The 25,039-nt window shown below is 40.7% G+C and carries 23 protein-coding genes; 19 read left to right on the top strand and 4 right to left on the bottom strand.

Annotated features, from left to right (window positions below):
- Position 1: 1 nt before the first annotated feature.
- On the bottom strand, positions 2 to 955 hold the full coding sequence (locus A4U55_RS07950) for an RDD family protein (RefSeq protein WP_003659696.1): 954 nt from the start codon (positions 953 to 955) through the stop codon (positions 2 to 4).
- A 376-nt stretch (positions 956 to 1,331) separates the two neighbouring features.
- Complete coding sequence (locus A4U55_RS07955) at positions 1,332 to 2,477, bottom strand: beta-ketoacyl-ACP synthase III (protein ID WP_063454222.1); 1,146 nt, start codon at positions 2,475 to 2,477, stop codon at positions 1,332 to 1,334.
- 308 nt (positions 2,478 to 2,785) lie between these two features.
- Between A4U55_RS07955 and argF the strand changes: the two genes are divergently transcribed.
- Complete coding sequence (argF, locus tag A4U55_RS07960) at positions 2,786 to 3,709, top strand: ornithine carbamoyltransferase (protein WP_003658302.1); 924 nt, start codon at positions 2,786 to 2,788, stop codon at positions 3,707 to 3,709.
- 223 nt (positions 3,710 to 3,932) lie between these two features.
- On the top strand, positions 3,933 to 4,994 hold the full coding sequence (locus tag A4U55_RS07965) for a L,D-transpeptidase family protein (RefSeq protein WP_003658305.1): 1,062 nt from the start codon (positions 3,933 to 3,935) through the stop codon (positions 4,992 to 4,994).
- 83 nt (positions 4,995 to 5,077) lie between these two features.
- On the opposite strand, the gene A4U55_RS07970 is transcribed toward A4U55_RS07965, so the two are convergent.
- Together A4U55_RS07970 and A4U55_RS07975 are read right to left on the bottom strand one after the other, a co-directional pair.
- Complete coding sequence (locus A4U55_RS07970; protein ID WP_063454223.1) at positions 5,078 to 6,457, bottom strand: outer membrane protein transport protein; 1,380 nt, start codon at positions 6,455 to 6,457, stop codon at positions 5,078 to 5,080.
- Between the two features lie 200 nt (positions 6,458 to 6,657).
- Positions 6,658 to 6,888: a SlyX family protein gene (locus A4U55_RS07975; RefSeq protein ID WP_003658309.1), complete on the bottom strand. Its 231-nt coding sequence runs from the start codon at positions 6,886 to 6,888 to the stop codon at positions 6,658 to 6,660.
- A gap of 194 nt (positions 6,889 to 7,082) precedes the next feature.
- On the opposite strand from A4U55_RS07975, the gene A4U55_RS07980 reads away from it, so the two are divergent.
- The 17 genes from A4U55_RS07980 to accC all read left to right on the top strand — a co-directional run bounded on the left by A4U55_RS07980 (position 7,083) and on the right by accC (position 24,913).
- Complete coding sequence (locus A4U55_RS07980; RefSeq protein WP_063454224.1) at positions 7,083 to 9,026, top strand: ATP-binding cassette domain-containing protein; 1,944 nt, start codon at positions 7,083 to 7,085, stop codon at positions 9,024 to 9,026.
- A 48-nt stretch (positions 9,027 to 9,074) separates the two neighbouring features.
- On the top strand, positions 9,075 to 10,118 hold the full coding sequence (locus A4U55_RS07985) for an LpxL/LpxP family acyltransferase (protein WP_003659685.1): 1,044 nt from the start codon (positions 9,075 to 9,077) through the stop codon (positions 10,116 to 10,118).
- Positions 10,119 to 10,147: 29 nt separating this feature from the next.
- On the top strand, positions 10,148 to 10,531 hold the full coding sequence (gene panD / locus A4U55_RS07990) for an aspartate 1-decarboxylase (RefSeq protein ID WP_003658315.1): 384 nt from the start codon (positions 10,148 to 10,150) through the stop codon (positions 10,529 to 10,531).
- Between the two features lie 225 nt (positions 10,532 to 10,756).
- Entirely contained in the window at positions 10,757 to 11,380 is a 624-nt protein-coding gene (locus A4U55_RS07995) for an anthranilate synthase component II (RefSeq protein WP_003658317.1), read from the top strand.
- Positions 11,381 to 11,512: 132 nt separating this feature from the next.
- Positions 11,513 to 12,604: an anthranilate phosphoribosyltransferase gene (gene trpD / locus A4U55_RS08000; RefSeq protein WP_003673813.1), complete on the top strand. Its 1,092-nt coding sequence runs from the start codon at positions 11,513 to 11,515 to the stop codon at positions 12,602 to 12,604.
- 32 nt (positions 12,605 to 12,636) lie between these two features.
- Positions 12,637 to 13,461: an indole-3-glycerol phosphate synthase TrpC gene (trpC, locus tag A4U55_RS08005; RefSeq protein WP_038519548.1), complete on the top strand. Its 825-nt coding sequence runs from the start codon at positions 12,637 to 12,639 to the stop codon at positions 13,459 to 13,461.
- A 41-nt stretch (positions 13,462 to 13,502) separates the two neighbouring features.
- Positions 13,503 to 14,564, top strand: a complete 1,062-nt coding sequence (gene trpS, locus A4U55_RS08010; RefSeq protein WP_003658321.1) for a tryptophan--tRNA ligase — start codon at positions 13,503 to 13,505, stop codon at positions 14,562 to 14,564.
- Positions 14,561 to 15,418, top strand: coding sequence for a segregation and condensation protein A (locus A4U55_RS08015; protein WP_003663566.1), 858 nt, complete (start codon positions 14,561 to 14,563; stop codon positions 15,416 to 15,418). The genes trpS and A4U55_RS08015 overlap by 4 nt, the downstream gene beginning before the upstream one ends.
- A 72-nt stretch (positions 15,419 to 15,490) precedes the next feature.
- Positions 15,491 to 16,057, top strand: coding sequence for an SMC-Scp complex subunit ScpB (gene scpB / locus A4U55_RS08020; RefSeq protein ID WP_003658324.1), 567 nt, complete (start codon positions 15,491 to 15,493; stop codon positions 16,055 to 16,057).
- 150 nt (positions 16,058 to 16,207) lie between these two features.
- Entirely contained in the window at positions 16,208 to 17,194 is a 987-nt protein-coding gene (gene rluB, locus A4U55_RS08025; RefSeq protein WP_003658326.1) for a 23S rRNA pseudouridine(2605) synthase RluB, read from the top strand.
- 467 nt (positions 17,195 to 17,661) lie between these two features.
- Positions 17,662 to 19,938 carry a class 1a ribonucleoside-diphosphate reductase subunit alpha gene (gene nrdA / locus A4U55_RS08035; protein ID WP_003659678.1) on the top strand — a complete coding sequence of 759 codons (2,277 nt, stop codon included), beginning with the start codon at positions 17,662 to 17,664 and terminating at the stop codon, positions 19,936 to 19,938.
- A gap of 176 nt (positions 19,939 to 20,114) precedes the next feature.
- Positions 20,115 to 20,447 (top strand): YbaB/EbfC family nucleoid-associated protein, encoded by a 333-nt coding sequence (locus A4U55_RS08040; protein WP_003658329.1) that lies wholly within the window; start codon positions 20,115 to 20,117, stop codon positions 20,445 to 20,447.
- Entirely contained in the window at positions 20,448 to 21,044 is a 597-nt protein-coding gene (recR, locus tag A4U55_RS08045) for a recombination mediator RecR (protein WP_003658330.1), read from the top strand. It begins immediately after the preceding gene.
- Positions 21,045 to 21,063: 19 nt separating this feature from the next.
- Positions 21,064 to 22,287, top strand: coding sequence for a ribonuclease D (locus tag A4U55_RS08050; protein WP_003659677.1), 1,224 nt, complete (start codon positions 21,064 to 21,066; stop codon positions 22,285 to 22,287).
- A gap of 8 nt (positions 22,288 to 22,295) precedes the next feature.
- On the top strand, positions 22,296 to 22,931 hold the full coding sequence (locus A4U55_RS08055; RefSeq protein ID WP_003658333.1) for an LOG family protein: 636 nt from the start codon (positions 22,296 to 22,298) through the stop codon (positions 22,929 to 22,931).
- A gap of 203 nt (positions 22,932 to 23,134) precedes the next feature.
- Positions 23,135 to 23,557: an acetyl-CoA carboxylase biotin carboxyl carrier protein gene (gene accB / locus A4U55_RS08060; RefSeq protein WP_003658335.1), complete on the top strand. Its 423-nt coding sequence runs from the start codon at positions 23,135 to 23,137 to the stop codon at positions 23,555 to 23,557.
- 12 nt (positions 23,558 to 23,569) lie between these two features.
- Positions 23,570 to 24,913 carry an acetyl-CoA carboxylase biotin carboxylase subunit gene (accC, locus tag A4U55_RS08065; RefSeq protein WP_003658336.1) on the top strand — a complete coding sequence of 448 codons (1,344 nt, stop codon included), beginning with the start codon at positions 23,570 to 23,572 and terminating at the stop codon, positions 24,911 to 24,913.
- The last annotated feature ends 126 nt before the right edge of the window (positions 24,914 to 25,039 follow it).

Consider the following 25,039-nt stretch of genomic DNA (forward strand, 5'->3'; position numbering starts at 1 on the left):
CTCACTTATCTGATTTTTTCTTAAATTTTACCTCAGATGCCTTCACAACAATAGTACCTGCCAATTTGTCATGCCAACCTTGTTTAATTGGGCTGCGTGCTGCCATGATATAATTAATCATCAATAAAATCAGCGCCATATTAATGGCGATTGGCAGAGCACTTGCCAACTGATAGATAAAAAATAGCACGACAACACGCAAGACAAATCGCTTGAAAAAATTTGGTTTTTCTAAAGTTTTTGTATCTACAGTACGAATGCCTGCGACCAGTTTACCAAATGACTGTGCTCGGACTATAATTAAGATAAGCTGAATGATTAAATAGGCAGCAATCAAAATGCTTGATAGTGTCATCGTTTGTGCAGGTATCTGCGTTGCCAATTCTTGGGCATAAGCCATGCGTGTCTCAAAATCGCCTGTATTTAGTAGAACTGGATCAGGGTTTAGTGCCATAAACTGCTGTAAAAAAGGCATCAGTGCCAACATAAATAGCACAAAGTTAATCATCACCGCCATAAATCTTGAACCAATGGTTGCCAAAACTGCCTGCGTATTCTGACTAATCGCCACATCAGATGTTCGACTGGACGACTGATCATTTGTATCATCAGACGGCTGAACGGGTTTTTTACCATACAGCTCATCTACACTGATACGCTTAGGTTTATCGGTAGATTGGGTGCGATCAGAGTGAAAATCTACATTATCACCAAATCCTCTTGTTTTGGTTTTGTGCTGAATCTCAGCCAAAGTTGCTGGTTTAGGTGGTAGCGTACTATTGGGCTGATAATAGGATTGATTTTGGGTTAAGTCGCCCAAGCGTTGCCAAGTGGTCATTGGTGAGTGCCAAATCAAATCATCAAGCCGTACCTCACCAGATGCTAACATGGTATTAAGCTCTTCGAGTGTATACGGTCCTGCCTGCACTTGGTTTCTTGCCAAATAAATTTTCATAAATTACTCAATTAAAATAAATTCTTATCATCGAGCTATTGTAAACCAAAAGCCCAAAATAAAAAAGACATGATCGCCATGCCTTTTGTCTGTACAAATGTTTTTTGATTGCTTGATTGACGAAGCAACAAATCTTTTAACAAAATAGTATATTAGTAAAACTTAATTATCGTTTGTGCTGGTAATCACCAAACCACTCAGCTACCTGAAGCGACTATCGTAAGGCATTGCCTTTGTAGGTGAGTTAATTGCCATTGATAGGTTTTGTAGGTTTGGACTGAATTTATGGATAAAATTTCAAAAGCATCTGATTAAATAGACGCTTTTGATTGGTCTTGTTAATTAATATATCTTAACTTAATAATTAATTATAATTTTATACTTTTTTGAGTAATACCGATCCAATTGAATAACCAGCACCAAAAGAACACATTACGCATAGATCTTCGCTTTCAACACCGTCTTGAGTCTCATGGAACGCTACCACAGGGCTTGCTGAACTGGTATTGCCATATTCTGCAATGACAACAGGTGCAATGGATTTATCCGCATCTTTTCCAACGACCGTACGCAAAATCAAATCAATCATATTAATATTGGCTTGATGTAGCCACATACGCTTAATTTGATCGGCTGATAAGTTATTTTCGGTCAAATGTATGGTAATGATTTCTGAAACTTTGGGGCAAACTTCACGGAATGCCTTACGCCCTTCTTGTAAGAAAAGCTTATCAGTAACTGGCTCTTTGATGTCTGCATACATTTGTGTATCTGCTGCCAAAAACTCGCTACGATCCATAAAACCGTACTCATTTTTAATATTGGCAGAAAATTGTGTGTATAGCTTACTGTCAAGAATTTCATAACCTTTTGGGGTTGACAACTCCTCAACAATCGTCGCAGCCGCCACATCACCAAAAATAAAGTGGCTATCACGATTACGCCAATTAAGATGCGCTGAGGTAATTTCAACATTTAGCACAGCGATTTTTTTGCCAAGCCCTGCTTTGATGCTGCCTACCGCTTGGGCAATGCCAAAAGTCGCCGCACTACAAGCCACATTCATATCATAAGCAAAGCCATGCTGCATACCGATGGCATGTTGAATCTCGATGGCGATGGCAGGATAGCAACGCTGGAAATTTGATGATGCACAAATAATACCATCTAGGTCATCAGCCGTCAGCTTGGCACGATCCAAAGCATCTTTGAGTGCTGCTAAACCCATCTCTGCCATCACTGACAACTCCTCGCCAAGTTTGCGAGCAGGAAAAATAGGCGCCATGATTTTGGGATCTAAAATTCCTTTTTTATCAATCACATAACGAGATTTGATACCAGATGCCTTTTCGATGAATTCGCTTGATGAGTGCTGAAGGGCCACCTTATCACCTGCTGCGATTGCCTTAGCGTGTTCGGCATTATAATTATCAACATAAGTATTAAATGCAGCCACCAACTCATCATTGCTAATTTGATAAGCAGGTTTATAAAGACCGGTTGCCGTTAAATAAATTCCCATAAATTACTCCTAGTCATCATTGGCTTAGCATGGATAAAACCCATGGCATATCCTTTTGGTAAATTTTGAATCTCAATAATTTTATCACAAATAAATGTAACGAGTTGTAAAAATATACGCTTGTTTACATAAAATATTTGCCAAATCAAAATAAATAATTAATTTTCAGTGAGTTACGATCATTTGACAAATTTCTTAAACATAACAACCCATATCACTTAAAAAACAAATTATCGTTAAATGATAGCCAAGCCCCATATCCATGCTATACTACAAATTTGCCCTGATTGTTAAAGGAATATTTTATCATGAGCGTACGCCATTTTCGTAATCTTTTAGATATGACGCCTGCCGAGCTTGAGGCTATCATCAGTCGTGCAAGTAAGCTGCGTCAAATGCAGCAGTGTGGCGAGATTTATCGTCCGTTTGTGGGGCGTACGCTTGGCATGATTTTTGAAAAATCCTCAACTCGCACACGCATCTCTTTTGAGGCTGGCATGGGTCAATTTGGTGGTCATGCCATCTTTTTATCGCCAAAAGATACACAGCTTGGTCGAGGCGAGCCTATCGAAGACTCCGCCAAGGTGATTTCAAGTATGGTTGATATCATCATGATTCGCACTTTTGAGCATGACAAGCTGGATTTATTTTGCAAGCATTCGTCTGTACCTGTGATTAATGCGTTGACTGATGATTTTCATCCGTGCCAGTTGCTTGCTGATATGCAGACCTTTCATGAACATCGAGGCAGCATCAAAGGCAAAACTGTCACTTGGGTCGGTGATGGTAATAATATGTGTGCCTCTTATATTTTGGCAGCTCATCAATTCGGCTTTCAGTTGCGTGTGACAGCACCATATGGATTTGAGCCGAATCCTAAGCTCATCGAAGAGTATAGCCACTGCGTCACTTATGTTGAAGACCCTCAAGAGGCTGCCAAAGGGGCACATCTGATTACAACTGATGTATGGGCGAGTATGGGTCAAGAATCTGAACAAATGACGCGTGCACGCCGATTTGCTCCTTATCAGGTTAGCCCTGCCATGCTTGATAAGGCTGATCCTGATGTTTTGTTCATGCACTGCTTGCCTGCCCATCGTGGCGAAGAAATCAGCTTTGATCTGTTAAACGATCCCCGTTCTGTGGTTTGGGATGAAGCCGAAAACCGACTGCACGCCCAAAAAGCACTGATGGAATTTCTTCTTAAAGATAAAATTAATTTAAGTTCATAAATTTAAATTCTAAATATCATGCCATGTCTTGATGACAACGACAAAACTTGGGGGTATATCTGTATAAAAGCAGATACAATGCTGACTTATGTCAGCGAATGACAGCCTTAAAATCAATCAATCATTTGGCTTAGAAATTTTAACCCTAATTATCCATCATGTTTAAAATTGTGGTGAGTTTTTGGTCGTGATATAATAGCGTATATTTTTTTTAGGATTTATTATGACATTAATTAAGCCTTTAAGCTTAGTAATGATAAGCTTACTAAGCATCGGCATTGCCCATGCCAATACTGATGGCGATATTATCTCAGGCGAGGTCATCGTCCCAACCCAAACCGATGATACTGTCATTAACAGTATCGAGCAAGGGGGTAAGCGTACAACAATACACAATTTGGACGAATACGCTCGTCGTGTCAATGAGTCGCTATGGACACAAGACATGAAAGTCAATACTGCCATGACCGTAAAAATGCAAGTATTGCTTGACTGGAATCACGCCTCCCCTGGCCCTATTGATGGTGGTTGGGGCATGAATTCAAAAAAAGCATTAATGAATTTTCAAAAAATCAAGGGGCTTGAGCCAACGGGTAAAATGAACCAAGCTACTTGGGATGCGTTAAACCAAAATATTGCGACCAATCAACCTGTTTTGGTCAGTTATACCATTACCGAAGCTGATGCTAAAGGTCCTTATAAAACCCTACCCAATGATGCAGAATCTCGTTCAAAGTTAAAAGCTTTAGGCTATGAAAGTATTCAAGAGATGCTTGGTGAAAGGTTTCATATGGATGTGGCATACCTAAAAAAACTCAACCCAAATAAACGCTTTGTTGCTGGCGAAAGCATTACGGTTATTAATACTGGCAAGCCATTTGAAGGCGTTGTTACTCGTGTGGTTGCTGATCGTAAAGATAAGATTTTATATGCTTATCATGAAGACCAGCTTGTCGCCACTTACCCAACAACGGTTGGCGGTGAGGCAAGTACAACACCAGGCGGTAAGTACAAAATCATCAATAAAGTTAAAATGCCAACTTATAAGGCCACCGTCAATCGTGATGATGAAGACAACAAAGTCTATTATTTACCACCAGGACCAAACAGTCCTGTCGGTGTGGTTTGGATGGGATTAAATAAACCCAGCTATGGTATTCATGGTTCGCCCATACCAGAGGGCATTAGTCGTCAATCGTCGCTGGGCTGCATTCGCCTGACCAATTGGGATGTGCTAGAATTGGTCGCTGTCATCGAAAATGGTGCGACGGTTGAGATTCGTTAATTTTTTAACCAACTAATAAAAATAGCTTGAAAATTCAAGCTATTTTTTATATTTAGGACATTTTTGTATGATTTAGCATGAGATTATTTGGCGTGATAAGCAAGCTTAACGCCCAAGGCATAGCCATCATTACTATCAAAGTTACCTACTTTATCTTTGGTTGGTAGCTGTGCTTGAGCATCTCCAAATTTAAAGTATTTACCACCCAAAGACAGCGACCATTCAGGTGTAACATTATACCGCGCACCTAAGCCCAATGAATAATAGCCTTTGATAGGACCTAAGCTACTTGCAGGGTTACCTGCACCACTATCCCAACCTACCGCACCTGAAACAGCCAAACGATCGCTAACACGCTTACCCAAACCAACTTCAGCCGACCATTGGTCTTTGTCATAGCTGATGATTGGTAAACCCTGTGGATAACGAAGTTTTGTGGTTTCTGTATACTGTGTTGGGCGAATGTCAAAATCAGACCATGGTACATAGCGTACTTTGGCAGTTAATAGCGTTGTTGGATTCACACCAGTTTGAAAATCTAAGTTCCATGAGTCAGGCAAAGTAACTTTAAAATCCTTTTTACCCGCATAGCCCGTCACAGGAATGGTTTCGGCAATTTCAGAGTCATGCTCAATCTCAGAGCGATAGGTCAAAGCGGCTTTTAGGGCAATTTCGGGTTTATAAAATGCCAAACCTGCCGCCCAGCCCAATTGAGTATCTGTTGCAATTTTGGCATCATAACCTGTCATGACTTGATAAGCAGGACCACGCAAATGCACTTCGCCCTTAACTCTTTGAGCCACAGGACCGCCATAGATTTGGAAATTTTTATTAGCACCCAATTTGGCACCGACTAACATGGTTAGGTTGTTGGTGCGAATTTCGACATTAGTCTTTTGACCGTCAGTTGCTTCTGCATGTGCAGCCGCTGCTCTTAATCGGTCAGCAATGGGTTTGGCTTGTGCTGAATTGGTTTCTACGATTGATGCTACTGCCAAAGCACGCTGAGGTGATTTAACACTGTCTAAAACTGGCTTAATTGATTTATAAGCAAGGCTATCGTTTAATTGTGCTTTTGTAGCCTGATTGATAGCTTGGGCAAAAATTGTTGCTGTTGCATTTTTATCTGCCACAAAATTACTATTACCATCATACTTAATTGCTGCACCAAATGGCTCATCGTACAGCACACCCACACTAAAGGTGTCGTTGATGTCTGCTTTAACGCCATAACGGAAAAAATCATAAGCTTCGGCAATATCACCTGTATCTTTGCCTGCGGTATCTTTACCGGTAACATTGGCATCAATATAAGTATAAACGGTTTCGGCATAAGTGCCATCTTGTAAAAAAGCAGTCACATCTTGCCCTGAGCGATCCAGGCCTGCTGCTTGTGCTGCGGTTGCGGTTAGGGTTGAAAATACCGCCAAACTCAGCGCTTTGTATCCAAATTTTAAGCTCATCACTTTCTCCAAAAAGTCAGTCCTTACAATATGTAAAACTGTCCATACTTCTTTATAGAACAGTACAAAAGTCTTACACATTTGTATCTTAAATGAAATTTAATCACAAAACAAGTAAAATATATATATTTTCTTACAATTTTTAGCGTTTATTTTCATTTGTTTGATGGTTGATATTTGATTGTGTAAATCAATCGGATTTAATAATGTGGCGGTCTATCAGCCAATAAATCAAATGTAGCAATGCCTACATCGTCTTGCTTGGCTTGGATATGTTGGTACATCAGTTTTAACTGATCTTGCAAATCTCTTAAATCACGGTCTTGGCGAGCAATAATTTTACTAAGCTCATCACAAGTATCCTCCAAAAAGCTGATGCGTGTTTGTAGATCAATTAAGGTAAAATCTTTGGTAAATAAGACATCAGGCATAAAAATATCAACTCATTTATTGGGTATTAAGGTTTTGGATTAAGGTTTTTGGGTAAATCTTTGACCAATTTGGCTTATTTTACGACATAACGCACAATTTTTGGTTAAAATTTGATATGATAGTTAGTCTATTGATTTTTGACAATCTTTCATCACTTTTTTATCATTGATTTTACTGTATCACTTTTCATCTTATGGCTTTAATTCACTTAAAAAATATTCATTTAGCCTTTGGCACAGCACCGATTTTAGATGGCGTTCATTTTACCCTAAAACCCAATGAACGCGTTTGTTTGATTGGTCGAAATGGCGAAGGCAAATCCACCTTATTTAAGCTGATTATGCGTCAAATACATGCTGATGATGGTGAGGTACTCATCAAAGATGGTACAAAAATTGCCATGCTGGCACAAGATGTGCCAAATGAGTCGGCCAGCGTCCTTGACGTGGTGATGGAGGGTGATGACAAAGTTGCCCAAGCCTTAAAAAACTATCATCAAGCCAGTGCAAAATGCGCCATGGGCGACAATGAAGCCTGTGATGTCATGAGCGGTCTTCAGCAAACCTTAGACGCTCTGAACGGTTGGGACTTGGAGCGGCGTGCGCGTGCATTGATTGACAGCATGGGGCTTGATGCCGATGCTTGCTTATCAACATTATCAGGGGGTCGTAAACGCCGTGTTTTGTTAGCACAGGCTTTGGTAACAAATCCTGATGTGCTACTTTTAGACGAGCCAACCAACCATTTAGATATTGAAAGCATCACTTGGCTTGAAAAATTTTTATTGAATGAACGATTAACCGTTCTTTTCATCTCGCATGATAGGAAGTTTATTGATACACTTGCCACTTATATCATCGAGCTTGACCGTGGTCAACTCTCTGGCTATGATGTGACGCAAGGTGTGGGTGGCTATGCACGCTACCAAGAGTTAAAAGCGCTTGAACTTGCCAGTGAAGAAAAATCATTTGCCGAATTTGATAAAAAGCTTGCCCAAGAAGAAGTTTGGATTCGCCAAGGCATTAAAGCACGCCGCACCCGTAATGAAGGTCGTGTCCGTGCCTTAAAAGCCATGCGTGAAGAGCGAAAAGCACGCCGTGATGTGTTGGGTACTGTCCAAATTAGCCAAAATAATAGCGAAAAATCTGGAAAAATTGTTTGTGAAGTCAATCACTTAACTTTAGAATACGACAATAAAACCTTAGTTAAGGATTTTTCAACGCTGCTTGTTCGTGGTGATAAAGTTGGTATCATTGGCAAAAATGGCGTTGGTAAAACAACCTTAATTAAAAGCATTTTGGGTTTGGATGATTCAGCGATTCAATCAGGTTCGGTTAAGCTTGGCACCAATCTAAATATTGCTTTTTTTGACCAACTCAAAGACGACCTAGACCCTGAAAAATCTATCACAGATAATGTTTCAGAAGGCTCTGACCATGTCGATGTTGGTGGAAAAACTACGCACATTTTAAGCTATTTGCAAGATTTTTTATTCACGCCAAATCGTGCTCGCACACCTGTTAAAGCACTATCAGGCGGTGAAAAAGCACGCGTTTTATTGGCCAAATTATTGCTAAAACCTGCCAATGTTTTGGTGCTAGATGAGCCTACCAATGATTTGGATATGGCAACACTTGAGCTTTTAGAAGATTTTGTGGTCAATTTTAAAGGCACAGTATTACTCATCAGCCATGACCGTGCTTTTATGGATAATGTTGTTACCCAAACTTGGGTATTTGATACTGATAAGTACGGCGACGGTATCGTTTTGGAATATGTTGGCGGTTATGAAGACTATGTACAACAGCATGAAAGATGGCTGGCTCATCACGCCACAGACAATAAACCTAAGGCGACAAAACCCGCCGAACCCATCCAAATCAAACCACCTCAATCAGGCGTTGCCCAAAAACGCAAACTCAGCTATAAAGAGCAGCGTGAACTTGAAGATTTGCCTAATGAAATTGCTGCACTTGAACAAGAGCAGGCACAGCTTGCCAAAAAGATTGAAGATGGTTCATGGTTTAATACCGATTTGGCGGCAGCAACGAAGGCTGGTGAGCGATTGGTAGAGATTGATGAGCTTTTGATGATGAAGCTTGAGCGATGGGATGAGCTTGAAAATATGACCCAATAAACTTTAAAATACAGGTTTAAACAGTACCATTAATAAAGAATATGATCCATGAGTTGCCATCATCAGCATAAGCAGACACCCAAACACGCCATATCCATTAAGCATATGCCAAGCTTGACAGATACTCATAAACAAAGTAGCCAAGCTGAGCCAAAATCGTTTGAATGGGCGTTTTTACATCCCAAATATTGGGGAGTTTGGCTGGCTTTTGCGTTGATTTTACCACTGATTTTTCTACCGCTGCGTTGGCAGTTTTGGATCGGCAAGCGTCTTGGCATTTTGGTACATTACTTAGCTAAAAGCCGAGTTCAAGACACTCTAACCAACCTGCAGCTTACCTTCCCAAATCAACCAAAATCAAAACACAAGGCCACCGCACGGCAAGTATTTATTAATCAAGGTATTGGTATTTTTGAAAGTTTATGTGCATGGTTTCGCCCTAATGTCTTTAAACGCACTTTTAGCATTTCTGGTTTACAGCATTTGATTGATGCCCAAAAACAAAATAAAGCGGTGATTTTACTTGGTGGACATCGCACGACGCTTGATTTGGGCGGTCGGTTATGTACACAGTTTTTTGCGGCGGACTGCGTGTATCGCCCACAAAACAACCCTTTGCTTGAATGGTTTATCTATAATGCACGCCGCCGTATCTTTGATGAGCAAATCTCAAATCGTGATATGAAAAAACTCATCACTCGGCTCAAACAAGGTCGGATAATTTGGTATTCACCTGATCAAGATTTTGGTCTTGAGCATGGCGTGATGGCGACCTTTTTTGGTGTGCCTGCAGCAACGATTACCGCTCAGCGTCGTCTTATTAAGCTGGGTGATAAAGCCAATCCTCCTGTCATCATCATGATGGATATGCTCAGACAAACGCCCGATTATATCGCAAAAGGTCACCGTCCACATTATCACATCAGCCTAAGCGCTGCGTTAAAAAATTATCCCAGCGATGACGAAACCGCCGATGCTGAACGCATCAATCGACTGATTGAGCAAAATATTCAAAAAGATTTAACCCAGTGGATGTGGTTTCATCGCCGCTTTAAAACTCAAGCCGATGACACCAATTACTATCAACATTAATGATAATTATTAATTTGGAAAATACAACCATGATTCGTACACTTTTGGGTGGTAAAATCCACCGTGCTACTGTTACTGAAGCTAATCTAAATTATGTGGGTAGCATCACCATTGATGTGGATTTGTTAGATGCTGCTGGTATCTTAGTGAATGAAAAAGTCAGCATCGTCAATAATAATAATGGTGAGAGATTTGAAACTTATACCATCGCAGGCGAGCGTGGTAGTGGCGTGGTGTGCCTAAATGGTGCAGCTGCTCGTAAAGTACAACCAGGCGATGTTGTGATTATTATGAATTATGTGATGATGCAGGATATTGATGCCCAAAATCATAAGCCCAATGTTGTTTTGGTTGATGCCAACAATCACATTACCCAAATCATGCACTATGAACCTGCCAATACCATTTGGTAAACTGCTGACTGGCAAGTTTAATTGACTAATTATCAGTACACTGATTTGACCACTGCCAAAAAAATGGTACAATACCGAACCAACAGGCACGACCTGACTTATTACTTTGAACAAAATAACTGCTAATGAGTCAAATATTACCATCATTCGCTTAAAGCCAGTGCCAAGCGAGTATGGATAAAGGATTAAAATCAAAATATCTATTTAAATCAAGGATTTATTAAAATGATACTGATGATTGATAATTATTGTAGTTTTACTTATAATATTGTTCAATATTTTGGAGAACTACAGCAAGAAATGACCGTTTGGCGAAATGATGAAACCACTTTGGATCAAATCATCAAGCTTGCACCTCGAGCGATTGTTTTGGGTCCAGGTCCTTGCAGTCCAAACGAAGCAGGCGTAACACTTGAGATTTTAGATAAACTCTCAGGAAAAATTCCAATTTTGGGCATCTGTTTAGGTCATCAAGCCATCGGACAAGCGTTTGGCGGTCAGGTGGTGCGTGCAGGTGAGGCAATGCATGGGCGACTATCATCTGTACACCATACCAATCAAGGTGTTTTTGCTGATATTCCAAACTCTTTTAATGCCACACGCTATCATTCTTTGGTGATTGACAAGGCAAGCCTACCTGATTGTTTAGAGGTCACCGCTTGGACAGCTCATGCTGATGGTCGTATGCAAGAAATTATGGGCGTACGCCATAAATCGCTTGATGTTGAAGGTGTGCAATTTCACCCTGAATCTATTTTGAGCGAATATGGTTATCAATTATTGAATAACTTTTTAAAGCGTTGTGGGTTGGCCAAGCTTGAAAATAGTCACTTACCCAAAGTTGTCTGATACCAAAAAACACGCATGCAATTAATTAATTTAGCATGCCTATTATTGAAACCTATGATCAAAAATTGATAACAGATTGACAATCTAAATTCACGACAGGCAGTCCTACACTGGAAAAATAAACCAAATATTATGACAAAGATCATCACCACCGATGATATTGCCATCATGACCGATGATGATATCTTAGCTATTTTGACCAAAGTCCTTAACCACTTGCTAAAAAATATTGAATTAACCCATGATGAGATGCGTCAAGTCATGCTCATCATCATGCAAGGTCGTTGCCCTGATGCGTTGATGGGAGCCATTTTGATCGCTTTGCGGCAAAAAGGTGAGTCTATAGATGAAATTACCACTTGTGCTAAAACAATGATTGAGCTTGCCGATACCATTGATATTTGCAATCCCAATGCAGTTGATATTGTTGGTACTGGTGGCGATGGTTCAAACTTATTTAATGTATCAACAGCATCTGCTTTTGTGGCAGCGGCGGCAGGTGTTACCATTGCCAAACACGGTAATCGTGGTGTATCAACAAGCTCTGGCTCTTCAGATGTGCTAAGCTTGGCGGGCGTGCGTTTGGATATTAATAAAACTCAGACAGTCAAAGCCATTAATACGCTTGGCATTGGATTTTTATTTGCACCCAATCATCACCCTGCAATGCGTCATGCTGTTGGTGTCCGCCGATTGCTCAAAGTTCGTACGATCTTCAATATTTTAGGCCCACTGACCAACCCTGCTAAGGTTAGCCGTGCTGTGGTCGGTGTTTTTAGCCCTGAACTGTGTGAGCCATTGGCATATGTTTTTGCTAAACTTGGTCTTACCCATGTCATGGTCGTGCATTCTCAAGATGGCTTAGATGAGTTTAGTCTTGCCACGGGCACACATGTCGCTGAGCTTAAAGATGGTAAGGTACATACTTATCTTTGTCAGCCTGAAGATGTTGGTATTGTCTCAAGAACTTTATATGGTCTGACTGTCAATGATTCAAAACAAAGTCTTGAAATCATCAAAAATGCACTGGGCGGCACAGCAAATGATGATATCAGCCTAAAGGCACGAGCGATGATTGCCATCAACGCAGGTGCTGCTATTTATGTGGCAGGCCATGCCAAAACACATGCCGAAGGCGTTGCCATTGCCAAGCAAATTATGACAAGTCGCCAAGCTTTAGATAAGCTAAATGCATTTACAAACTTTACCCAGCACTGTGAATAACAAGTCCAAATACCAAGGATGATGACAAGCTTATGACAACAAACACCCCCAGTATCCTTCAAAAAATCATCGCAACCAAACACCAAGAGATTGCAGTCGCCAAAGCCATCAAAACGACCAATGAGCTTTTAAAGTCGGCAGCTTGCCACATGCCTCGAGGTTTTGCTGATGCACTAAGAGCAGTTGATACAACAACTGATATTGGTGTGATTGCAGAAGTAAAAAAAGCCTCGCCTTCCAAAGGTATCATTTGTCAAGATTTCAACCCCGTGACAACAGCACAAGCCTATGAAAAGGCTGGTGCAACCTGTTTATCCGTACTCACAGACCGTGATTATTTTCAAGGTCATGATGACTATCTTATTAAAGCTCGCAAGGCTGTTCGCTTGCCTGTGCTTCGCAAAGATTTCATGGTTGATGAATACCAAATTATTGAATCGGCTGCGATGGGGGCGGATTGTATTTTACTTATCATGGCTTGTTTAGATGCTGATACCGCCTTACACTTACATCAAACAGCAACTGACTTGGGTCTGGATGTATTGATTGAAATTCACACTGATGATGAGCTAACCCAAGCATTAAATTTACCCAAATCAGCTCACAATATCTACGGCATTAATAATCGCAATTTAAATACCTTTCAGGTAGATTTAGAAAATAGCATTCGCTTATCCCAACGACTATTTGCCAATCTTGGGCAAGATGCCCTTGTGGTTAGCGAAAGCGGTATTCATCATGCCACCGATATTCACCGAATGCAACAAAATCATATTCACCATTTTTTGATTGGTGAACAATTTATGAAAACTGATAACGCAGGTGGTGCATTATCACAGTTATTAAAGACAATTTAACATATTTTAATTAAATTTAAGGATAAAATAAGAGTATTATTATGAACACAACCAAAAAACGCATCCTAACAGGTATCACCACCACTGGCATTCCCCATTTAGGTAATTATGTTGGATCCATTCGCCCCGCCATTGCCGAGGCTCATCGTGCCTTTGAGAATCATGATGGAGATGCGTTTTTCTTTTTGGCAGATTATCATGGTATTATTAAATGTTTTGACCCTGATGAAATTCATCGCTCTACTCGAGCGATTGCCGCCACTTGGTTGGCATGTGGTCTTGATCCTGAAAAAGTTATTTTTTATCGTCAATCGGACATTCCTGAGATTCCTGAATTGGCATGGATACTCAATTGCTCATGTGCCAAGGGGCTGATGAATCGTGCCCATGCTTATAAAGCCGCCGTCGATATGAATTTAAGTAAAGAAGATACCGATCCTGATTATGGCATCAGCATGGGATTATTTGGCTATCCTGTCTTGATGGCGGCCGATATTTTGATGTTTAATGCCACCCATGTCCCTGTGGGTAAAGATCAAATTCAGCATATTGAAATGGCAAGAGACATTGCAGGATCGTTTAATTTTAAATACAAACCCTTATTTGTCGAGCCTTTTGCCGTTGTCGACGAAAACACACCGCTACTGACTGGTTTGGATGGACGAAAAATGTCAAAAAGTTATGGTAACACCATTCCACTTTTTGGTGATGGCAACCCTCAAATTGACCCTGAAAAAGCGCTTAAAAAGGCAGTCATGCAGATTGTCACCAATTCTCAACCACCCGAAGAGCCAAAAGACCCTGAGCATTGCACCATTTTTGAAATCTACAAAGCCTTTGGTACGCCTGAAGAGATTGAAGCATTGGCAACACATTATCGTCGTGGTATTGGCTGGGGTGAAGCTAAAGAGATTTTATTTAATAAAATCAATCATGAAATTGCCCCTTATCGTGAGCGTTATTTACATCTAATGAATAATCCAAAAGAGCTTGAAGAAATTTTACAAATGGGTGCTACTAAGGCTCGGCGTGTTGCCCAAAAGCAGCTGGATAAAACTCGCCGTGCCATTGGCATCAAGCCACTTGCCAAGCTTAAATCATGATCACCATATCAAATAATCCAGCACCATCAAAAACAGCTGATGTACGCATCTTTGATACACCAGTACTAAATTTGCCTGAAGATTTATATATCCCGCCACAGGCATTTGCGATTTGGCTTGAACAGTTTGCAGGACCTTTAGATTTTTTATTGTACTTAGTCAAAAAAAATAATTTTGACTTAACTGAAACTGCTATCTTGCCAATTACCGAGCAATATTTAAGCTATATCAGTGAGTTGGATGAAGCGTATTTTGAGCTTGCGGGTGATTATTTATTAATGGCAAGTACACTGATTGCCATTAAATCTGAGTTGTTATTGCCCCAATCTAAAGTTGATGATGATGAGATTAGCCCTAAGGCTAGATTAATCCGAAGGCTTGAGGAGTATGCTCAAATCAAAGAAGCTGCTCGGCGTATCGATGGTCTGCTTCGTCTAGAAAGAGATGTTTTTTTAGCATTTACCAGTATGCCAAGTCCCGAAGCCATGCAAAAGCAGCTGCCCAAGTATTCGCCAGAGCTTTTGGTCGAAAGCTTAATTCATATGAAAATTCGCCCTGAAGCTATTACCCATACTGTTCAAGCGGACAGCGTGCCATTATCTCAGCGTATCGCCAGCATTACACGCTTGATAAGCGAAAAAGGCGTTAGTACCTTTGCCGAACTGATTGATAAATCTCAAGGCAAAATAGGCATTGTGGTGAGTTTTGTGGCTGTACTTGAGCTGATGAAACGAGGTTTAATCGGATTTGATGAAGCCAATTCTGGTAAGCTTAATCCAACCAAAAATGATACTTATCATGATAACCAAAATGGGCAAGATTTAACAAAACAAAGCTTACATTGGCTACATTAATCGCTGTTAGTTTTTAATTCACTTAAGTAGCTATTTTTATATACTCATTTTTTAAATAATCATGAATCTGTTATGACACAACATACCACCTCTGATTTTTTGCAAGCTCACAAGCAAGCTGAAACTTTCAGCCGATATATTGAAGTTTTACTACATGCCAGCGAAACACCGCTGACCGATAAAGATTTAAAAAAACATCTGATGATCGGTTCAAATGAACTTCAAGATGCCTTGGCCATTCTGCAAGAACGGCTGTCTTATGGTGTATTGACACTCAATAAGACTGCCAGCGGTTATCGCTTGCAAATCAAAGACAGCTACAGTAGCCTAATTCAGCAGGTTTTTCCTGAGCGGCTAGAAAATCTAAGTCAAGCCTTGCTTGAAACCTTAAGCATCATTGCTTATCAGCAACCTGTCACACGATCAGACATTGAGCAGGTGCGTGGCGTGGCAGTCTCTAGCAATATTTTGCGACAATTATTTGATAAAGGCTGGATTGTCGAAAATGGGCATAAGGACACTTTAGGTCGCCCTGCACTACTGCACACCACCCAAGCATTTTTGGATGCGTTTGGGCTAGATAGCTTAGATAGATTGCCACCACTGCCTGACCTTGACCACCTAAAAATCAGGCAATGAACTTATAATGAACTTGTTAAACTCAGATGAATCATGTATGATGACAAGTTTTTCATCAGCGTTCGTGGGTGTTTATCTAGGCTAATCAACCATTAAACCGATATATTTCACATTGAGATAATGTTATAACCAATTTTCTGGATTTAAGTTATGAATCAATCAAAACCCAAAAACAACTCCACCATCAACGAACAAAACGCAACCAACAAACCTGCTGGCGAAAAACTACAAAAACTGCTTGCCAGATTGGGTTTGGGTTCACGCCGTGGGCTTGAAGAGATCATCAAATCAGGTCGCATTTCCATTAATGGTAAAGTCGCCACATTAGGCGATAGGGTTATCTTAACCGACGAAATCCGCATTGACGGCCGTCAAGTACGCCTGAAAGCCGAGCGTGAAAAGCGTCGCCGTGTCATTGCTTATTATAAACCTGAAGGGGAAATCTGTTCAGCCTCTGACCCTCAAGGACGCCCGACCGTTTTTGACCGTTTACCAAAACTCACTAACGATCGCTGGGTGATGGTGGGTCGCTTGGACATCAATTCATCAGGTCTTTTGCTGTTTACAAATGATGGTGAGCTTGCACATCGCCTGATGCACCCTTCTAGTGGGATAATCAGAGAGTATGCTGTACGAGTTTTAGGCGAGGTTACACCACAAATTGCCAGTCAACTCACCGCTGGTGTAGAGCTTGAAGATGGCGTTGCCAAATTTGATGACATCAAAGAAGGTGGCGGTATTGGTGTCAATAAATGGTATCATGTGACCATCAAAGAGGGTCGAAAACGAGAAGTTCGCCGTATGTTTGAAAGCCAAACACTCAAAGTATCTCGCTTGATTCGTACACGCTATGGCACCGTAATTTTGCCCAAAGAATTGCGTACAGGTCGTTTTATTGAGCTTGATGCCAGTGATATTGGCAAGCTGGTTGATTCTGTTGGTCTGCGTCAGCGTCAAGGTACAGGGCTAAATCACGCTACCAAAGAAAAACAAGCACGCATTCACAAAAAACCTTTAAAATCTCGTGAGATACGCCGTCAAAAGCACGAAGCCCACGAGCGACGAGAAGAACGCAAAAAACACACACCAAAACATCGTACACCCAATCTTAGCCGTACCAAATTTACCAAAATTTAATAAGTTTATCTTAATTAAACAATAATATAATAAGCTGCCAAATGGCGGCTTTTTTATATGAAATTTGACACAATTTCAACCAATTTAGACTCACTTTTTTGACAACATTTTGACATTTATATTTAAATAAATTGATTTATATTCACAATTTTTTGATTAAAATTTATCATCAAAAATAACCCATTCTCAAATTACAAAAAACTTGAATATTTTTTTCTGTACAAGCCATTGATTTAATTGAAGTTGAGATTTGAATCATAGTTTTAATAATTAATCAATCTTTTATTTTAAGAAAAAATAGGATATATTGTTGCCCTAAAACCATCCATACACTAGATATGGTATATAAATTATCAAAGTGGTTGATTAGCCTCATTGGGCGATACTCACTCATTTTGTCACATGATTGATCGTATATCTGATACAACGACTGATCAAAAACTGTATTCAAAACTTTTGGAGCCATAATGACGCACATTGATACAATTAAAGTCACCAAGAGAGATGGTCGCCTTGAACCCATTAATCTTGATAAAATTCACCGAGTCATTGCTTGGGCTGCTGAAGACTTAAATAATGTGTCTGTTTCTCAAGTTGAGCTAAAATCTCATATTCAATTTTATGAGGGGATTCGCACCCGTGACATTCACGAAACCATCATCAAAGCCGCCGCTGACCTGATTTCGGTAGAAACGCCAGATTATCAGTATTTGGCAGCTCGTTTGGCAATTTTTCACCTGCGTAAGATTGCTTATGGAAAGTTTGAACCACCGCATCTGTATGCTCATGTTAAGCATCTTACCGAACAAGGTAAATATGATCAGCACATTTTGGCAGATTACAGTATTGATGAGTTTAATGAGCTCAATGATTATGTGGATCATAACCGTGATATGAACCTAGCATATGCTGCTGTTGAGCAAATGATGGGTAAGTATTTGGTACAAGACCGTGTGACCAAACGGGTTTATGAAAGTCCGCAATTTTTATATGTGTTGGTGGGCATGTGTTTATTTGCAGGCTATGATAAAGCACAACGCCTTGACTATATCAAGCGTTTTTATGATGCCACCTCAAATTTTTACATCTCCTTACCCACACCGATTATGTCAGGGGTGCGTACACCGACACGCCAATTTAGCTCGTGCGTTTTGGTTGAATGTGGCGATAATCTTGATAGCATTAATGCCACAACATCAGCAATTGTGCGTTATGTCTCACAGCGTGCTGGTATTGGTGTCAATGCTGGTGCTATCCGTGCGCTTGGCAGCCCAATTCGTGGTGGCGAAGCACAGCACACAGGCTGCATTCCATTTTTTAAAATGTTCCAAGCTGCTGTTAAATCATGTTCTCAAGGCGGCGTTCGTGGCGGTGCAGCAACTTTATTCTACCCAATTTGGCATTTAGAAGTTGAAAGCTTATTGGTGCTAAAAAATAATCGTGGTGTTGAAGATAACCGAGTGCGTCATATGGATTATGGCGTACAGATTAATAAAACCATGTACGCCAGATTAATTAAAGGCACTGACATTACTTTATTTTCACCCTCAGATGTCCCAGGGCTTTATGAAGCATTCTTTGCCGATCAAGAAACTTTCGAGCGATTATATACCCAATATGAAGCCGATGAAAATATTCGTAAACGCAAAGTACCTGCCCGTGATTTATTTAGCCTAATGCTGCAAGAAAGAGCAAGCACAGGCCGTATTTATATTCAAAATGTTGACCACTGCAACACACATAGCCCCTTTGATCCGACGGTCGCACCGATTCGCCAATCTAATTTGTGCATGGAGATTGCCCTGCCAACAGCACCTTTGGATAACATCAATGATGAAAAAGGTGAGATTGCGCTGTGTACTTTATCAGCGATTAATTTAGGTAAGATTGAAAAATTATCCGATATTGAAGAGCCTGCTGAGCTGATCGTGCGTGCGCTTGATGCGTTGCTTGATTATCAAGATTATCCTGTAATTGCCGCCAAAAAAGGCAGTACCAATCGTCGCACTTTGGGCGTTGGCGTGATTAATTATGCGTATTATTTGGCAAAAAATGGAACTCGTTACTCCGATGCAGCGGCGCTTGGTTTAACCCATCGTACCTTTGAGGCACTGCAATATTATTTGCTCAAAGCATCAAACAAACTCGCCAAAGAACAAAGTGCTTGCCCTTGGTTTGATCAAACCACATACAGCCAAGGCATTTTGCCTATTGATACTTATAAAAAGGATTTGGACAGCATTTGTACCGAACCTTTGCATCTTGATTGGGAAAGTCTACGCACAAATATCAAAGCCTACGGTTTGCGTAACTCTACCCTATCCGCCTTGATGCCATCAGAGACCAGCTCTCAGATTGCCAACGCAACCAACGGCATTGAGCCGCCTCGTGGTTTGGTATCCATCAAAGCGTCTAAAGATGGTATTTTAAAGCAAGTTGTGCCTGAGATTGAACGCTTGGCAAGTCAATATGAACTGCTTTGGAATATTCCTGATAATAATGGCTATCTGCGTTTGGTTGGAATCATGCAAAAATTCATTGATCAGTCCATCTCCGCCAACACCAATTATGACCCCACTAAATTTGAAGGTGGTAAAGTCCCGATGAAAGTGCTGATTCAAGATCTGCTAACCGCTTATAAATTTGGTGTCAAAACTTTATATTATCATAATACGCGTGATGGTGCTGATGATGCCCAAGGCGACTTGGACGATGGCTGTGCAGGTGGTGCGTGCAAGCTTTAAGATATCAAAATATCGCCCAATTTGTTTGCCAAGTTGGGCTAATTTTATATTTATGGCATAATATCCCTTAATCATTAATTGCTGAGTTTGGATTTTCTTGCATTTTTATCACTCAGATTATATGCTATAATGTGTCAATTATTTAGTTAATTATTTACATCTTAGGAAGATTGCCTATGAATATTCAAGCATTAATGCAACAAGCCCAAGCCATGCAAAAACAAGTTGAAAAAAATGTTGAAGCTGCCAAAGCAAGTCTTGCAACCAAGGAAGTGCAAGGCGAAGCAGGCAATGGCTTGGTCAAAGTTACCATGACAGGTCGCCATGTCGTTAAGCGTTTAGCCATTGACCCAAGTCTAATGGATGATGAGCCTGACATGATAGAAGATTTGGTAGCTGCCGCAATTAATGATGCGGTGCGTCAAGCAGATGAACTGTATGAAGAGGTGATGGCTGGTGCGACAACTGGCATGGGTCTGCCACCTAGTATGAAAGGCTTGTTTGGCTAAATGCTCACCCCAAAACTGGATAAACTCATCAAAGAGCTACAAGTCTTACCAAGTGTAGGACAAAAATCAGCTCAGCGAATGGCGCTACAGCTTTTGACCAAAAAACGCACCCAAGGATTATCTTTGGCGGCTGCACTTGAGACTGCGATGCACGACATTAAAGAATGCTTGCAGTGTCACTCCTTTAGTGATGATGAGATTTGCCCAATTTGCTTAGATCATCGCCGTGATGATGGGCTACTATGTGTTGTTGAGAATGCATCAGATGTCATGGCGATTGAGCAAAGTGGTGCTTATCGTGGCAAGTATTTTGTACTTGGTGGGCATTTATCGCCCATCGATGGTATCAATGCCAATGATTTGCATATTGATCAGTTGATTCATCGCATCAGGCATGAAGCGATCCATGAGGTGATCTTAGCCACTGGTGCCACGGTTGAAGGACAAACCACGGCTTTTTTTATTCATGATGCCATCTGTACCCATGTACCCAAAATTACCCGTCTTGCTCAGGGCATTCCTATGGGCGGTGAACTTGGATATGTGGACAGCATCACACTACATCAAGCACTACAAAATCGCAGTAATATATCGTAGTAATATATAATGATCAATTATGACTATACCAACTCTTGAGTTTCCAAAATTTACCATCAATCAAGCGGCTTGTGATGGACTGCCAACCATTTGGGTGCAAAATGATGATGATCTGTACGCACTGATTGATGAGATTGATGCTAGCGATGTGGTCGCACTTGATACTGAATTTATCAAACGAACAACCTATTACCCAATTTTGGCACTGATACAAATCAATACTGGCAATGCCATTTATCTAATTGACGCACCTAAGCTGGATTTGACCGAATTTTGGCAAGCACTTGCTGAGGTGCCAATAATGGTATGGTACGCATGCGGCGAAGATTTGGGAATTTTTTATTTACTGGCCAAATGCCCACCACTGACCAATATTTTTGATGTACAAATTGGGGTAGCTTATTTATCAGGTAAATTACAAGCTGGTTATAGCCAAGCTCTTAATGAAATGCTTGGCATTGAGATTGATAAAGGCGAAAGCCAGTCAAATTGGCTAGCGAGACCTTTGTCTTATGAACAAGAGACTTATGCTGCTAATGATGTCCGCTACTTATTAAAATTATATGAAGTTGTACGCACCGAATTGGCAGCTCGTGGCATTTTAAATTGCGTCCTTGAAGACAGTAATCACTATGCTCGAGAACTGCACACCATTCAAAATCAACCCGATGAGATGCTGTATCTAGACTTATTAGCACCGATTTATAATCGCCGTCAATTGGGAGTACTTCAGCAGCTCACCATTTGGCGTGAAGCATTGGCAAGAGCAACCAATGAACCCAGAAGCTTTATTATCAGCAAACAGGCACTTAGGGAAATTGTTCAAGACATGCCTGATAGTATCAAGCTTTTGGCTCGTACTACCATCAACCGAGCTGTGCTAAGACGCTATGGTAACGAAATTGTACGCATCATTTGCCAAGTCAAAAATATGCCTGATGGCAATCTGCCTGCATTACCGCCACCGACTTATCATAGTAAATCCAAACCCTTTAAAAATGACTTAAATGATATCATCAATGCCTACAGTCAAAGCCACTACATTCCCCCTAATTTATTATTAAAAAACCGTTGGATGAATGACTTATTGGTCTTGGTTGCTTATGATGGCTTAATTGAAGAATTACCGCTTGAATTGCTTGGTTATCGTCAAAGTTTAATCACAAACAATATTTTACCAGCATTAAGACCCTATAAAGAACATATTTTAGAAGTTTTAAATACACCTGAATATAACCATTGATTATACACATGAATTATCAAGATAAATTTGCACGCATTGTCGTCTATTGTGGTTCAAACTTTGGCGATACACCTGCTTATTATCATGCCGCCCAAAGCTTAGGTAAAACTTTGGCAGAGCATGACATCACCTTGGTTTATGGTGGTGGCAATGTTGGCTTGATGGGCACGATTGCAGACAGCATCATCGCACATGGTGGAAAAAGTATTGGTATTATTCCCAGATTTTTGAAGGATAAAGAAGTCGCTCATCATGGGCTAAGCGAGCTTATCATCACAGAAGATATGGCAAGTCGTAAACTAAAGATGATATCCTTAGCAGATGCTTTTATTGCTCTTCCTGGTGGTATTGGTACCTACGAAGAGCTTTTCGAGGTCATGTCACTGGCACAATTGCGTCAGCACGCCAAGCCAATTGGTGTTCTTAATGTTGATGGGTTTTTTAACCCTTTTCTTAAATTGCTTGAACAGACAGCAAAAGCAGGCTTTATGCCCGTTTCAAATATTAATTTGATTTGTGTGGCCGACAACATCCCCACACTACTGACAAAAATGGCAACTTACCGGTTTACCGAATCTCAAAAATGGGTCAAGCCCAGTTGGATGGATGAGACATCGGCTTATACTGTACCCAAATTCACCTAAACAGACATCAGTTTGCCAAATTGTACCAAAATATGACAAAAAAACACTTGCAATAAAATAAAACGAATGTACACTATATAAAGATAATTTTTAAACCATCTTGGCTGTTTGCTTAATCGGTGGTAAGTTTTGCTCGCTAAAGGCGTGGATAGCCTTTTGACTGGCGTAATATTAACATTCTTATTTTTATCAAGGTAATACTGATGGACATCAAAAAAATTCGTGAACTTTTAGATCTGATGGAAGAAAAAGATCTGTTAAATTTGGAATATGGTTATGATGACAAATACATCAGCCTTACTCGTAATACTGCCGTGCAGACAGTCGCTACCACCCAAGTTGTTTCAGCAGCACCGTCAGCCACAACTCCTGCTGTCGTCAAGCCAAGTGGTCAGCTTGAAACTTCGCCCATGGTTGGCGTCTTTTATTCAGCACCCAGCCCTAATGATCCTCCTTTTGTCAAAGTAGGTCAAAAAGTTGAGGCTGGTGATACGCTTGGTATCATCGAAGCCATGAAAATCATGAATCCCTTAGAAGCCACCCAAAGCGGTATTATTGAAGAAATCTTGGTTAAGAATGCCGAAGTGGTCGAATTTGGTCAGCCTGTCATTCGCTACAAAGCCTAACAGGAAGACACTATGATTAAAAAACTTCTCATTGCAAACCGTGGCGAGATTGCTCTACGCATCGTGCGTGCGTGCAAGCAATTGGGCATTGCGACAGTAGGCGTTTACTCTACTGCTGATAAAGACTTGATGCACTTACGCTTTGTTGATGAAGCGGTATGTATCGGTAATGCGCCTTCCGCTCACAGTTATTTGGATATTAATGCCCTACTGGCAGCAGCTGAGATTACCGCAGCTGATGCCATTCATCCTGGATATGGGTTTTTGTCAGAAAATGCTGAATTTGCTGAACGGGTTGAAGAGGCAGGCTTAACTTTTGTTGGCCCGCACCCAGAGCACATTCGATTAATGGGCAATAAAGTTTCTGCAATCAATGCCATGAAAGAAGCTGGCGTACCAACGGTACCAGGTTCTATCGGTGCAATCACTTTAGGTAATGCTGAAGAGCAAGCTCGTGAAATTGGCTTTCCATTGATTGTCAAAGCTGCAGCTGGTGGCGGTGGTCGTGGCATGCGAGTTGTTGAGCGTTTTGAAGAACTGTTAATCCAAGTTCAAGCCGCCAAAACCGAAGCTCAAAATGCCTTTGGTGATGATACGGTCTACATGGAGCGTTTTTTAAAAAATCCTCGCCATGTTGAGGTACAGGTGTTGGGTGATGGTAATGGTAATGCTTTGCATTTATTTGACCGAGACTGTTCATTGCAACGCAGGCATCAAAAAGTACTCGAAGAAGCACCTGCTCCAGATATTCCTGATGAGGTTCGTACGCCAATTTTAGAAGCATGCGTTCATGCCTGTAAAAAAATCGGTTATCGTGGTGCAGGCACCTTTGAATTTTTATACGAAAATGGTGAATTTTTCTTTATTGAGATGAATACCCGTGTACAAGTTGAGCACCCCGTAACCGAGATGATTACAGGCATCGATATCGTGGTCGAACAATTAAAAATCGCCGCAGGGTATGGATTATCCTATCATCAAGATGAAATTACGATTCGAGGTCATGCCATCGAATGCCGTATTAATGCTGAAGACCCAAAAACTTTTATGCCATCACCTGGTCAAATTCAGCGTTTATTCACTCCAAGTGGTTCAGGGATTCGCTTTGATTCACATCTTTATCAAGGCTATACCATTCCAAGCTACTATGACTCTTTAATCGGTAAGCTCATATGCCATGCCCAAACTCGCCGACAAGCTATTGCTAAGACATTGCACGCTTTAGATGAGCTGGTTATTGAGGGCATCAAAACCAATATTCCTTTACATCGAGATGTCATCTTGCAAGATGAGGCATTTTGTGAAGAGGCACAAAATATTCATTATCTTGAAGGTCATATGCTAAAAACGCAATGATTGGGCATGTTTCAATCGATTACAAAGCAGTCAAAATTTGACTGCTTTTCATTATTTTAGCATAATTATTTGATACACTAAAAAGACGATCGCTAAAATCTACTCAAAAGATTGAATTTATCGCTG

Origin of the sequence: Moraxella catarrhalis (assembly GCF_001632285.1) — a bacterium.
Taxonomy (GTDB): domain Bacteria; phylum Pseudomonadota; class Gammaproteobacteria; order Pseudomonadales; family Moraxellaceae; genus Moraxella; species Moraxella catarrhalis.

Bases quoted from the DNA above. Each gene is read 5' to 3' on its own strand.
- accB (WP_003658335.1), top strand. From the start codon at position 23,135: ATGGACATCAAAAAAATTCGTGAACTTTTAGATCTGATGGAAGAAAAA.
- A4U55_RS08055 (WP_003658333.1), top strand. From the start codon at position 22,296: ATGAATTATCAAGATAAATTTGCACGCATTGTCGTCTATTGTGGTTCA.
- A4U55_RS08050 (WP_003659677.1), top strand. From the start codon at position 21,064: ATGACTATACCAACTCTTGAGTTTCCAAAATTTACCATCAATCAAGCG.
- trpD (WP_003673813.1), top strand. From the start codon at position 11,513: ATGACAAAGATCATCACCACCGATGATATTGCCATCATGACCGATGAT.
- nrdA (WP_003659678.1), top strand. From the start codon at position 17,662: ATGACGCACATTGATACAATTAAAGTCACCAAGAGAGATGGTCGCCTT.
- A4U55_RS07950 (WP_003659696.1), bottom strand. From the start codon at position 955: ATGAAAATTTATTTGGCAAGAAACCAAGTGCAGGCAGGACCGTATACA.
- trpC (WP_038519548.1), top strand. From the start codon at position 12,637: ATGACAACAAACACCCCCAGTATCCTTCAAAAAATCATCGCAACCAAA.
- A4U55_RS07970 (WP_063454223.1), bottom strand. From the start codon at position 6,457: ATGAGCTTAAAATTTGGATACAAAGCGCTGAGTTTGGCGGTATTTTCA.
- panD (WP_003658315.1), top strand. From the start codon at position 10,148: ATGATTCGTACACTTTTGGGTGGTAAAATCCACCGTGCTACTGTTACT.
- A4U55_RS08040 (WP_003658329.1), top strand. From the start codon at position 20,115: ATGAATATTCAAGCATTAATGCAACAAGCCCAAGCCATGCAAAAACAA.
- A4U55_RS07980 (WP_063454224.1), top strand. From the start codon at position 7,083: ATGGCTTTAATTCACTTAAAAAATATTCATTTAGCCTTTGGCACAGCA.
- accC (WP_003658336.1), top strand. From the start codon at position 23,570: ATGATTAAAAAACTTCTCATTGCAAACCGTGGCGAGATTGCTCTACGC.
- A4U55_RS07995 (WP_003658317.1), top strand. From the start codon at position 10,757: ATGATACTGATGATTGATAATTATTGTAGTTTTACTTATAATATTGTT.
- scpB (WP_003658324.1), top strand. From the start codon at position 15,491: ATGACACAACATACCACCTCTGATTTTTTGCAAGCTCACAAGCAAGCT.
- argF (WP_003658302.1), top strand. From the start codon at position 2,786: ATGAGCGTACGCCATTTTCGTAATCTTTTAGATATGACGCCTGCCGAG.
- recR (WP_003658330.1), top strand. From the start codon at position 20,448: ATGCTCACCCCAAAACTGGATAAACTCATCAAAGAGCTACAAGTCTTA.
- rluB (WP_003658326.1), top strand. From the start codon at position 16,208: ATGAATCAATCAAAACCCAAAAACAACTCCACCATCAACGAACAAAAC.
- A4U55_RS07985 (WP_003659685.1), top strand. From the start codon at position 9,075: ATGAGTTGCCATCATCAGCATAAGCAGACACCCAAACACGCCATATCC.
- A4U55_RS08015 (WP_003663566.1), top strand. From the start codon at position 14,561: ATGATCACCATATCAAATAATCCAGCACCATCAAAAACAGCTGATGTA.
- A4U55_RS07975 (WP_003658309.1), bottom strand. From the start codon at position 6,888: ATGCCTGATGTCTTATTTACCAAAGATTTTACCTTAATTGATCTACAA.
- A4U55_RS07965 (WP_003658305.1), top strand. From the start codon at position 3,933: ATGACATTAATTAAGCCTTTAAGCTTAGTAATGATAAGCTTACTAAGC.
- trpS (WP_003658321.1), top strand. From the start codon at position 13,503: ATGAACACAACCAAAAAACGCATCCTAACAGGTATCACCACCACTGGC.
- A4U55_RS07955 (WP_063454222.1), bottom strand. From the start codon at position 2,477: ATGGGAATTTATTTAACGGCAACCGGTCTTTATAAACCTGCTTATCAA.